Consider the following 12,266-nt stretch of genomic DNA (forward strand, 5'->3'; position numbering starts at 1 on the left):
CCCGTCCGCCGCTAACGTCATAGAAGCAAGCTTCTAATCAGTTCGCTCGACTTGCATGTATTAGGCACGCCGCCAGCGTTCATCCTGAGCCAGGATCAAACTCTCCGAAGAAATGTTTGACTTGCTCATAAAAGTTTAAAAAATTAACGTTGACGTTTGTCGCTTTGTTCAGTTTTCAAAGAACTCTTTTTTTATGTCGCTCAAAAGCGACCTCTATAATATAACAAGTTTTGAGCTTGTTGTCAACAACTTTTTAACACTTTAATTTAAGAGCTCGTTGCTGACTTTTTATATACTACCAGATTCTTTTTGATAATACAAGCTTTTCTATAAAAAAAAGGTTTTGACATTCCTGTCAAAACCTTTTGCCTATTTACTCATTTTCAGGTGATTCTTCACTGGTAACGTCTAGTTCTGAGTCGACTTCTTCGTCAAGCTCCTCATCTTCTTCAGATGTTTGAACTTTTGCTACAGTAGAAACAAACTCACTATCTCCTAAACGAATCACTTTAACGCCTTGAGTGTTCCTTCCCATTTGAGAAATTCCAGAGACAGACAGACGAATTAATACACCGCTGACTGTAATTACCATAATCTCCTCTCCAGATGTTACACACTTCAATGCGACTACATCACCATTTTTATCTGTAATATTACATGTCCTTAGACCTTTACCGCCTCGAGTCTGTATGCGGTATTCATTAGCTGGTGTTCTCTTACCATATCCATTCTTTGTAATAATTAAGATATCTGATTCTTCTTCAAGAATCTCCATCCCAATTACTTCATCTTCTGAATCAAGAGTAATTCCTTTTACACCAGTTGCTGTTCTCCCCATTGAACGGACATCATTCTCATTAAAGCGAATCAACATACCATTTTTAGTACCAATAACCATATCACGTTTACCATCTGTTAGTTTTACAGAGATTAACTCATCCTCTTCTCGTAAACTTAATGCAATTAAGCCACTATTACGGATGTTTTCAAAAGAAGATAATGGGGTACGTTTTGAAATACCTTGTTTTGTTGTAAAGAATAAATACCAGTCATCAACGAACTCATCAACTCGAATAATAGCATTGACCCATTCACCTTTATCTACTTCTAATAAGTTAATAATAGGGATCCCTTTAGCAGTTCTTCCGTACTCAGGAATTTCATATCCTTTTGTTTTGTATACTTTCCCTTTATTCGTAAAGAATAAAATTGTATCGTGTGTAGAAGTTGTTAAAAGATGTTCAACAAAATCATCTTCATTGGTATTCATTCCTTGAATACCACGCCCCCCACGCTTCTGACTCTTATAAGTAGATACAGGTAATCGTTTAATATATCCGTTATGTGTTAAGCTAATAACAATATCTTGTCGCGGAATAAGATCTTCATCTTCAATAACTTCAGAACCACCCGCTATAATTTCTGTACGACGCCCATCATTAAAGCGATCTTTAACTTCTATTAATTCCTCACGAATAATTTCCAAAACTTTTTCATTATCTGCTAGAATCGCTTTTAATTCAGCAATTAAAGCTAGTAAAGATTGATACTCAGCTTCAATTTTCTCACGCTCTAACCCAGTAAGCTTTTGCAAACGCATATCTAAAATAGCCTGTGCCTGCTTTTCACTTAGTGAGAATTGTGTCATTAATCCTTCTCTAGCGATATCGGTTGTCTGAGAAGCTCTAATTAATGCAATAACCGCATCGAGATTATCTAAAGCAATCTTTAAGCCTTCTAAAATATGAGCACGTGCTTCTGCTTTTCTTAACTCAAATTCAGTACGTCTGCGAATAACAACAACTTGATGGTCTAAGTAATACTGTAGACACTGTTTTAAGTTTAAAACCTTCGGCTGCCCTTCCACTAAAGCAAGCATATTAATACCAAAGCTTGTTTGTAAAGATGTTTGTTTATATAAGTTATTTAGTAAGACATTGGCATTTGCATCTCTTCGAACTTCGATTACAATACGCATACCAGAGCGATCTGATTCATCGCGTAAATCTGTAATACCTTCAATCTTTTTATCTCTAGCAAGTTCTGCAATCTTTTCAATCAACTTCGCTTTATTTACTTGATATGGAAGCTCATTAACGATAATCGTTTGTTTTCCATTTGATTGTTCTTCAATTTCTACTTTTGCACGAATAATAATAGAGCCTTTTCCTGTTTCATACGCTCTACGAATTCCACTAATACCTAAGATTTGACCTGCGGTTGGAAAGTCTGGGCCCGGTATGATTTCCATTAATTCTGGAATTGTAATATCTTGATTTTTACTAACAGCTAGTACACCATCAATAACTTCTCCGAGTTGATGGGGTGGAATATTTGTTGCCATACCTACCGCAATACCCGCTGAGCCGTTTACAAGTAAGTTAGGAAACCTAGCTGGTAGTACAACCGGCTCTCGCTCAGATCCATCATAGTTATCTTGATAATCAATCGTATCTTTGTTGATATCTCTTAATAACTCCATAGAGATTTTGGACATTCTTGCTTCTGTATAACGCATCGCTGCTGCTGAATCACCATCGATAGAACCAAAGTTACCATGACCATCTACAAGCATATTGCGATAGCTGAAGTCTTGAGCCATACGCACCATTGTTTCATAGACAGCTGAGTCACCATGAGGATGGTACTTACCTATAACTTCCCCTACGATACGAGCTGATTTTTTAAATGGTTTATCCGAAGTCATACCTAAGTCATTCATCGCATATAGAATACGACGATGAACAGGTTTTAAGCCGTCACGTACATCTGGAAGCGCACGTGAAACAATAACGCTCATTGCATAATCTAAAAACGAAGAACGCATTTCTTGGCTAATGTTTACTTCTTTAATTTGAGAGTTTGGTTTATCTGACATCGATAAGAACCTCCTTCACGAAGTTCAGTATAGTAGTTCACATATGTAAACGCAGGATAGAAATCCCTCTACCCTGCCATTTAACATTCTTTTTAATTCTAAAAAATATCTTGTTTAGATATCTAAATTCTTAACGTATTTTGCATTTTCTTCAATGAAGTTACGGCGTGGTTCAACCTTGTCCCCCATTAAAATTTCAAATGTTTCATCTGCTTCAATCGCATCCTGTAAGTTAACTTGTAGAAGCGTACGCGTATCTGGATCCATTGTTGTTTCCCACAGCTGCTCTGGATTCATCTCCCCTAGACCTTTATAACGCTGTAGGTTAGGTTTAGATCCTTCTGAGAACGTTGGCAGGAGCTCTTCTAGCTGTTTATCGTTATACGCATATTCTACGCGTTTCCCTTGTGAGATCTTATATAATGGCGGCTGTGCAATGTAAACATAACCGGACTCAATAATTTGTCTCATGTAGCGATAGAAGAATGTTAATAACAGCGTACGAATATGAGCTCCATCGACATCGGCATCTGTCATAATTACAAGTTTGTGATAACGTGCCTTAGAAATATCAAAATCTTCTCCAATACCTGTACCTAATGCCGTGATAATTGTACGAATCTCGTTATTAGATAAAATTTTATCTAGTCTTGCCTTTTCAACGTTAATAATTTTACCACGCAAAGGTAGGATAGCTTGGAAATGACGACTACGCCCTTGTTTAGCAGAACCACCTGCAGAATCACCCTCTACAATGTACAATTCACTGATGGAAGGATCCTTTGAAGAGCAATCTGCTAATTTACCAGGTAGATTTGAGATCTCCAATGCGCTTTTTCTTCTTGTTAATTCTCTTGCTTTTTTAGCTGCCATTCGAGCACGTGCTGCCATAACACCTTTTTCAACAATTTTCTTAGCTACCACTGGATTTTCTAGTAGGTAAGTTTCAAAGTGCTCTGCAAATACAGAATCAGTAATAGTTCTTGCTTCACTATTCCCTAATTTTGTTTTTGTTTGACCTTCAAATTGAGGGTCTGGATGTTTAATTGAAATGATTGCAGTAATTCCCTCACGTACATCTTCACCTGTAAGGTTTGTATCGCTATCTTTAAACACATTGTTCTTACGTGCATAATCATTAATAGCACGTGTTAAAGCTGTTTTAAAGCCGGCTTCATGTGTACCACCTTCATAGGTATGAATGTTATTTGCAAAAGAATACAGATTGCTTGTATAGCTATCATTGTATTGAATAGCAATCTCAACTGAAATACTGTCGCGATTTCCCTCAATATAGATTGGCTCTTCATGTACAACTTCTTTTGAACGATTTAAATGTTCAACATATGATTTAATACCACCTTCATAATGGTATTCACGCACTTTGTTTTCTTCACGTTTATCTTCAATCGTAATTTTAATTCCACGATTTAAGAAAGCCAATTCACGTAATCGGTTTGCCAATGTATCAAAATCATACTCTAACGTTTCGTTAAAAATTTCACCGTCTGGCTGAAAGTGGATAACTGTACCAGTTTTATCAGTTTCACCAGTTACTTCTAAATCTGCTACGGGAACACCTCGTTCAAATTTTTGATAATGTACTTTCCCGTCTCGGTGTACATTTACTTCTAGGTAAGTGGAAAGCGCATTTACAACAGATGCTCCTACACCGTGTAGACCACCTGAAACTTTATATCCGCCACCGCCAAATTTACCGCCAGCGTGAAGAACGGTTAAGATAACTTCAACAGCAGGTCGTCCCATTTTTTCATGCATACCAACAGGAATTCCACGCCCATTATCTTTAACTGTGATGCTATTATCTTTCTCAATTATGACATTGATTTCATCACAATAACCAGCTAACGCTTCATCGATACTATTATCAACAATTTCCCATACGAGGTGGTGTAAACCCTTAGCACTCGTAGAGCCGATATACATTCCCGGACGTTTTCGTACTGCTTCTAATCCTTCTAACACTTGTATTTGGTCAGCATCATATGATTGCTTTTCTTTTTGTTCCATTGCCAAATGTATCACCTACACTTTTCATTAACAGCGAACTGTTTATAATTGTATTCTTTTTAACGTATCTTAAATAATTGAATGGAAACCACTTAGGAGCTTCAGACAAGCAAAACTCATCTTTCGTATTTTTGAGGGTAAGCTTTAAAACATTAGACTTAAAACTATAATGATATCATACTTTGTTAAAATTAACGTTGAAAAGCTATCAGTATGAAAAAACTATTTAATTTTTTGTATGACCCCAGCCTCTACCTCAAACGTAGCGGCTTTGTCTAAAGTTTCATGATGAATTCCTTCAATACTGGTGGTTGTCACAAATGTTTGAACCTTTCCCTGTATCGTGTTTAACAAGTGAGACTGACGGAAATCATCAAGCTCAGATAAAACATCGTCTAGTAATAAAATGGGATACTCGCCAATCTCTTGATTAATTAGCTCAATCTCCGCCAATTTTAAAGACAAAGCCGTTGTACGCTGTTGCCCTTGGGACCCAAAGGTTTGAACATCTTTTTCATTGACGTAAAATAGCAGGTCATCTCGGTGAGGACCAATTAAGGTAACGCCTCTATCAATTTCTCTACTCTTTATTTTATCAAATTTTTCATGATATGCTTCTATCATTTTCGACAAATCTGCATCTTCTGATACATCAATCGAATTTTTATACTCGATACGCAGATTTTCAAGCCCTCTGCTAATGCCAAAATGAATGGGTTCTGCCCATTTTTGCAAAAGCTGCAAAAATTCAAATCGCTTTTTTAAAATACAAGCTGCTACTTCTGTAAGCTGAGCAGTTAAGATATCAAGCAAAGATAGGTCAGATTGCTTTCGTGTTTGAAGTTGTTTTAAATATTGATTCCTGTGCTGTAAAACTTTTTGATATTTGCTTAAGTCATGCATGTATACAGGGGAAACTTGTCCAATCTCCATATCAATAAACCTTCTCCGCACTTGGGGACTACCCTTCACCAGGTTCAAATCCTCAGGAGCAAACATAACCGTATTCATAGCACCAATGTATTGACTTAACTTTTGTTGCTCAATGTAATTATATTTTGCTTTTTTACCTTTTGTTGAAATGATTAAATCCAACGTCACAGGACCGCGCTCTTTTTCTACAACACCAGAAATCTTTGCAAATTCACTTTCCCATTTGATCAATTCTTTATCGTTGGAGGTACGATGTGACTTTGCCATTGATAAAACAAAGATTGATTCCATAATGTTTGTTTTCCCTTGCGCATTTTCTCCTAGAATGACATTTACTTTGTTTTCAAAAGCAACCGTTGTTTTTTCATAATTACGATAGTTTGTTAACGCAAGTTCTTTAATGTACAAACCATTCACCAACTCTTAAGATATAATGATAAACTCACCCATATCTGGGATTATTACTTCATCGCCTGGATATAGCTTTCGACCACGGCGTTCCTCTAACTCACCGTTCACATAAACTTCATGCTCACTTAAAAACCATTTCACCATTCCACCAGTCTGAATAACATCAGCTAGTTTTAAAAACTGACCTAATGTAATATGTTCCGTTGAAATCTGAATTTCTGTTGTCATCATATTCCGCTCACTTCCCTAATTATTTTATCTATTATTATTCTACTAAATAATTGTCCTTGAGAAAAGAAAGCTACTAGAAACAACCTAGTAGCTTTCAACATCAATATGTTCTAACCGGCAGAATTAGCTGTAGCATTGAGTCATTCTCTAATGTTCGAATAACAAATGGACGCATTGCTCCGGTAAAGTTAATTTTAATATCTGTACCTTCAAGGGCTTTTAATGCATCAAGCATATACTTTGCACTAAACGAAATCTTTAAATCTTCTCCCACAATTGATTCACTTTGAACTTCTTCAATAACTTTACCGATTTCTGGAGAATTTGATGAGATTTCAATAATCCCGTCTGGTAAAGTTGATAGTTTTACTACGTTATTACGTCCTTCTCTCGCTAAAAGCGAAGCACGATCAATAGACTGAAGAAACTCTTTAACGTTTAAAACAACGTCTGTCTTACTGTCAGCTGGGATAAGACGAGAAGTATCTGGGTAATTCCCATCTAGTAGACGTGAGAAGAACAGAAGATGTTTCGTTTTAAATAAAACTTGATTTTCAGTCATAACAATATCAACCAGTTCATTGGAATCATCTAGAATTTTACTAAATTCATTTAAACTTTTTCCTGGAATAACAACATTGTAAGAAACATCATGTTCAGATTGAATATTTGCTTTACGCAAGGCTAAACGGTGGCTATCTGTTGCAATACACGTTAGTACTTTGCCTTCCACTTTCCAGTTTACACCTGTCAAGATAGGGCGTGTTTCTGAGGTGGACACAGCAAAGACAGTTTGTCGAATCATGTTTTTAAGTAAATCTGTAGGAATTCTAAATACGTTATTTTCTTCGATTTGTGGTAGATGTGGATACTCTTCAGCATCTAAACCATTTAAATTAAACTCTGCTTTTCCAGAACGAATAATTGTTAAAAACAAATTTTGAACATCTAGCTCTACAACTTCTTTTGGCAATTTCTTTACGATTTCACTGAAGAAACGAGCAGGTAAAACAACACTTCCTGTCTTCTCTATTTCTACAATTTCTTTTCCATCTTCTTCTTTTGGGATAAATGATTCAATGGAGATATCAGAATCGCTTCCAGTAAGAGTCACTCCTTCTTCTGTTGTAACAATTTTAATTCCTGTCAAAATAGGGATCGTTGTCCGAGATGAAACAGCCTTCATTACATCTTGAACACTTTGAACTAGGTAGTCTTTTTGAATTTTAAATTTCATGAAATCCTTCCTCCTTTTTATTTTAAAAGTCGGTTTAAACAGCTTATTTATTTATTATAAAAAAAGTAGTAGTAGTAATAGGGCGTGTGGAAATGTGGATAACCCCTTAAAACGCCAGTACACAGCCTATCCACCTGTGGACAGACTGTGTACAATCCTATCTCACTTATACACAAAAAACAAGAGAAAAAATTAGATCTTTAAAGAGTCACTGATTTCTTTAATATGTTTTTGGAGCTGTGAATCAGTTTGAACCAACTTTGAAATCTTTTCATGAGCATGGATAACCGTGGTGTGGTCTCTTCCCCCAAATTCTTCGCCAATCTTTGGTAATGAGAAGTCTGTGAGCTCACGAGATAGATACATTGCAATCTGTCTTGGAAATGCTACAGATTTTGTTCGTTTCTTGGCTTTGAAGTCTTCAAGCTTTACATTAAACTGCTGTCCGACTATTTGTTGGATATCTTGAATGGTAATAATTTTTGGCTTTGAACTCGGAATAATATCTTTTAAAGCTTCAGCAGCCAAGTCTGCATTGATATCCTTATTAATTAATGAGGAGTATGCTACTACACGGATTAAAGCACCCTCTAATTCACGGATGTTTGAGTCGATTTGATTAGCAATATAAAGCATTACTTCATTAGGAATTACTAACCCATCAGCTTTTGCTTTTTTACGTAAAATAGCAATCCTCGTTTCAAGATCTGGTGGCGTAATGTCTGTAATCAAACCCCATTCAAACCTAGAGCGAAGACGATCTTCTAAAGTTGGTATCTCTTTTGGTGGTCTATCGCTTGAAATAACAATTTGTTTACTTTCTTCATGTAACGTATTAAACGTATGGAAAAATTCTTCTTGAGTTTGTTCTTTACCAGCTAAAAATTGAATATCATCTATAAGTAAAACGTCGACATTTCTATACTTATTACGAAACTCCACCGCTTTGTTGTCACGAATTGAGTTAATAAATTCATTGGTGAATTTCTCAGAAGATAGGTATACAACTTTTGCATCTGGATTATGATCAAGCACATAGTGACCTATTGCGTGCATGAGGTGGGTTTTTCCAAGCCCTACTCCCCCATAAATAAAAAGTGGATTGTAAGCTTTGGCTGGTGCTTCTGCAACTGCTAAGGAAGCAGCATGAGCAAAGCGGTTACCAGAACCAATAACAAAAGTATCAAACGTGTATTTGGAATTAAGCATACTTTGTGGGAATTCATGTCCATCTTCTTTGCTTACATTCTTTTTAGGAGGAGTTAAATCAAACTCTTCTTCAGATTGATTTAAAGGGATAATAAATTTTACATCTAGTTCTTCCCCGGTCAAATCGTACAATGTTTCAGCAATTAAGTTAGAATACCTAGACTCTAGCCAATCTCTGGCAAAGTCATTCGGCGCTGTGATAATAAGTGTATCACCTTGTAGAGCGTGAGCTTTTGTTGATTTTAACCATGTTTCAAAACTTGGTTTACTCAACTTCTTTTCAATTTCAGCTAATGCTCCGTTCCATAAATCATGAATATTTTCCAAAGAAGTCAGCCTCCTTTTCCATTAAAATAACGACTTGTACAAGTTTTGTACAAGTGACAAAAACGTTTATGCATAAAAAGTTTATATTTATTCAATTGCTATTATGTGGGTAAATATATATTATAGAAGAAAAGCAACTATTCGACATATTCCACATGTTGTGGATAACAGTTCATAACAAGAGTGGAAAACATGTCCACAACTTTTCCACAATATGTGGATAACAATGATATGTGGAAAAGTAATTAAGAGTGAAAACAAAAATATAATATCAAAGAATAACGGTTGTTGCAACGGATTTTCGAAACTTATCCACAATCACTACACCTTGTGGAGTAAAGTTTTCCACAACACAAGATGATGTGTACCACTTGTAGATAAGCAAAGTGGATTGTTAAATTTGTCGAAAAAACTTATCCACAGTACAAAAAACGACTTTTTATGAATAAAATCTTAGAAAAATGTCGTAGTTTTGTTTAAGGGGTTAAAAATGAGGAAGAGATTGAGTTGATCGGTAGTTTAAGTAGAGATAGAGATCTGTCTATAAAAAAGAAGAAGGAAAGTATCGATTTTCTATGGACAAGTAGACGGCAACAATATTACAATGGAGAAGATTTTAAGAAGAATGTTGAGAAGGATTTAGAAAAAGCATTTATTATTTTATAAATAACATTGCAATTTCTACTTATTTTCATTATAATTGTTAGGACTGTCTTTTTCAGTTATTCCTCGAGGAGGTGTTTATAGATGAAAAGAACTTACCAACCAAACAGACGTAAGCGTAGTAAGGTACACGGTTTCCGCTCTCGTATGAGCTCAGCAAACGGACGTAAAGTTTTAGCTCGTCGTCGTCGTAAAGGAAGAAAAGTATTATCAGCATAATAGACCACTGAGACGTCAGTGGTCTTTTTTTCACTTAATGGACAAGTTTGCCTCTAATCCTTTATGGAATTCATGGTGGAAACGTGCCTGAAAAAGGGTAGGAGTGTTAAAATGAAAAAAAAATACCGGATCAAGAAAAATGAAGAGTTTCAAAAGGTTTTTCAAAAAGGACATTCATTTGCGAACCGTCAATTTGTTATATATGTACTAGATCAACCAGAACTTCAGCATTTCCGTGTGGGTTTTTCCGTCGGTAAAAAAATTGGAAACGCTGTTACTCGAAATCGAGTGAAGCGACTAGCTCGTCAGGTCATGTTTGAAATTGCACCATATCTCAAACAAGATAAAGACTATATTGTGATAGCTAGAAAGCCAGCAGCAGAGATGGAATATGAAGAAGTTAAAAAAAGTTTACAGCATGTATTTAAAAGAGCAAAGCTTTATCAGCATAGGCTCAATAGTTCACGAACTGAGGAAAAGAACTCACAATAAATGTTGTTTTTCTACTATATCCTTATATAATGGTGTTTGACAAACTCTCAGTTTTGGGAGTTGGAACTTATTAAAGGAGGAGCAAAGGTGAGAAAGAAAGTTTTACTAGGAATTACACTTGCCTTTCTTTTGACGGTTTTGGCTGGATGTACGGAAATTAATCAGCCGATTACTGCTGATAGCAAAGGTTTTTGGAATGAGTATGTCGTTTATCCGCTTTCTATGGTAATTGTATACTTTGCGAATTTACTTGGTAGCTACGGTTTTTCCATCGTTATTGTTACTATTCTAATTCGATTATTAATTTTACCTTTAATGGTTAAACAAATGAAAAATACAAAAGCAATGCAGGTTTTGCAACCTGAAATGCAAAAGTTAAAGGAAAAGTATAGCTCAAAAGATGCAAAAACTCAGCAAAAGTTACAGCAAGAGACGATGCAGCTTTTCCAAAAGTACAATGTAAACCCTTTAGCAGGTTGTTTTCCAATCTTAATTCAGATGCCTATTTTAATTGGTATCTTCCATGCTATTACTAGAACGGAAGAGATTGCAAATAACAGCTTTTTATGGTTTGATTTAGGGTCACGTGATCCGTATTTTGCATTACCAATCATTGCGGGTATTACAACATTTATTCAGCAGAAAATGATGATGGCAGGAAATGCAAATCAGAATCCTCAAATGGCAATGCTTCTATGGTTAATGCCAATCATGATTGTAGTCTTTGCAATTAACTTTCCGGCAGCTCTATCATTATACTGGGTTGTGGGAAATATCTTTATGATTGTACAGACGTACTTCATCAAAGGACCAGACTTAAAAGCAAGTTCTCCTGCCTCTCAAGGAGCTAAAAAATGAAAGATATAACGGTAACAGCTCCAACTGTTGAGGAAGCGGTCAATCAAGCTCTTTCAAAATTAAATATTTCAAAAGAAAAAGCAGAGATTACCATTATTGAACAAGGTAAGAAAGGTTTTTTAGGAATTTTTAAAGGGAAGCCTTTTGTTGTTCATGTAAAGAAAATAATAGATCCTGTTGAAGAAGCTGTAGCATATATTAACGATGTGACAGCGCAAATGGGAATTGAAACAGCAATTGAAGTGAAAAAAACCTCAAGACAATGTGAAATTCATATTTCAAGCTCTTCAATTGGTCTATTAATCGGTAAGCGTGGACAAACGATTAACGCGCTCCAGCTTTTAACACAACTGGTAGCAAACCGTTATAGCAAACATTATTTTAAAATTACTTTGAATGCAGAGAATTACCGTGAGAGAAGAGAAGAAACGCTGGTTCAGTTAGCAGAAAAAATGGCCCATCAAGTACTACGTACAAATCGATCAGTGCAGTTGGAAACTATGCCTGCACATGAGCGAAAAGTTATTCATCAAGCACTTGCTAAGAATAAAAAAGTAGAGACTTTATCTGTTGGAGAAGAACCAAAGCGATGTGTACTCATGCGTCCTGCACATTCAGTCTTTAAAAGTACTAATCACAAGTGATTAGTACTTTTTTTATGTTTAAAAAACAAAAACGAAAGATAGCAATTGTTATTCACATGTGGATAAGTTAAAATAATACGTACTGTTTATTTTGAGATTGTGCATAACTACTATTCATTTTTTTATTGATTGA

At 35.7% G+C, this 12,266-nt stretch carries 10 protein-coding genes and 1 rRNA gene; 4 read left to right on the forward strand and 7 right to left on the reverse strand.

The window, feature by feature from the left end:
• From A2U94_RS05190 to dnaA, 7 genes are all read right to left on the reverse strand, one after another.
• Nucleotides 1–111: ribosomal RNA gene (locus tag A2U94_RS05190) — 16S ribosomal RNA — on the reverse strand; the annotation flags it as partial.
• 262 nt (nucleotides 112–373) lie between these two features.
• A complete protein-coding gene (gene gyrA, locus A2U94_RS05195) occupies nucleotides 374–2,878 on the reverse strand; it encodes a DNA gyrase subunit A (RefSeq protein WP_025907864.1) in 2,505 nt (834 codons plus the stop codon).
• Nucleotides 2,879–2,992: 114 nt separating this feature from the next.
• On the reverse strand, nucleotides 2,993–4,909 hold the full coding sequence (gene gyrB / locus A2U94_RS05200) for a DNA topoisomerase (ATP-hydrolyzing) subunit B (protein WP_025907865.1): 1,917 nt from the start codon (nucleotides 4,907–4,909) through the stop codon (nucleotides 2,993–2,995).
• A 222-nt stretch (nucleotides 4,910–5,131) separates the two neighbouring features.
• Nucleotides 5,132–6,250, reverse strand: coding sequence for a DNA replication/repair protein RecF (gene recF / locus A2U94_RS05205; RefSeq protein WP_025907866.1), 1,119 nt, complete (start codon nucleotides 6,248–6,250; stop codon nucleotides 5,132–5,134).
• Nucleotides 6,251–6,265: 15 nt separating this feature from the next.
• Nucleotides 6,266–6,481, reverse strand: coding sequence for a S4 domain-containing protein YaaA (yaaA, locus tag A2U94_RS05210; protein ID WP_025907867.1), 216 nt, complete (start codon nucleotides 6,479–6,481; stop codon nucleotides 6,266–6,268).
• 103 nt (nucleotides 6,482–6,584) lie between these two features.
• The gene (gene dnaN / locus A2U94_RS05215; RefSeq protein ID WP_025907868.1) at nucleotides 6,585–7,721 is read right to left on the reverse strand and encodes a DNA polymerase III subunit beta; all 1,137 of its coding nucleotides are present in this window, start codon (nucleotides 7,719–7,721) and stop codon (nucleotides 6,585–6,587) included.
• Nucleotides 7,722–7,913: 192 nt separating this feature from the next.
• Entirely contained in the window at nucleotides 7,914–9,257 is a 1,344-nt protein-coding gene (gene dnaA / locus A2U94_RS05220; RefSeq protein WP_025907869.1) for a chromosomal replication initiator protein DnaA, read from the reverse strand.
• Nucleotides 9,258–10,004: 747 nt separating this feature from the next.
• On the opposite strand from dnaA, the gene rpmH reads away from it, so the two are divergent.
• The 4 genes from rpmH to jag all read left to right on the forward strand — a co-directional run bounded on the left by rpmH (nucleotide 10,005) and on the right by jag (nucleotide 12,133).
• On the forward strand, nucleotides 10,005–10,139 hold the full coding sequence (rpmH, locus tag A2U94_RS05225) for a 50S ribosomal protein L34 (protein WP_025907870.1): 135 nt from the start codon (nucleotides 10,005–10,007) through the stop codon (nucleotides 10,137–10,139).
• Between the two features lie 111 nt (nucleotides 10,140–10,250).
• The gene (gene rnpA / locus A2U94_RS05230) at nucleotides 10,251–10,631 is read left to right on the forward strand and encodes a ribonuclease P protein component (RefSeq protein ID WP_025907871.1); all 381 of its coding nucleotides are present in this window, start codon (nucleotides 10,251–10,253) and stop codon (nucleotides 10,629–10,631) included.
• Between the two features lie 87 nt (nucleotides 10,632–10,718).
• Nucleotides 10,719–11,489 carry a YidC family membrane integrase SpoIIIJ gene (spoIIIJ, locus tag A2U94_RS05235; protein WP_025907872.1) on the forward strand — a complete coding sequence of 257 codons (771 nt, stop codon included), beginning with the start codon at nucleotides 10,719–10,721 and terminating at the stop codon, nucleotides 11,487–11,489.
• Nucleotides 11,486–12,133 carry an RNA-binding cell elongation regulator Jag/EloR gene (gene jag / locus A2U94_RS05240; RefSeq protein ID WP_025907873.1) on the forward strand — a complete coding sequence of 216 codons (648 nt, stop codon included), beginning with the start codon at nucleotides 11,486–11,488 and terminating at the stop codon, nucleotides 12,131–12,133. The genes spoIIIJ and jag overlap by 4 nt, the downstream gene beginning before the upstream one ends.
• Nucleotides 12,134–12,266 lie beyond the last annotated feature (133 nt).

The sequence above is a fragment of the Bacillus sp. VT 712 genome (genome assembly GCF_001614195.1).
Taxonomy (GTDB): Bacteria; Bacillota; Bacilli; order Bacillales; family Bacillaceae_H; genus Priestia; species Priestia flexa.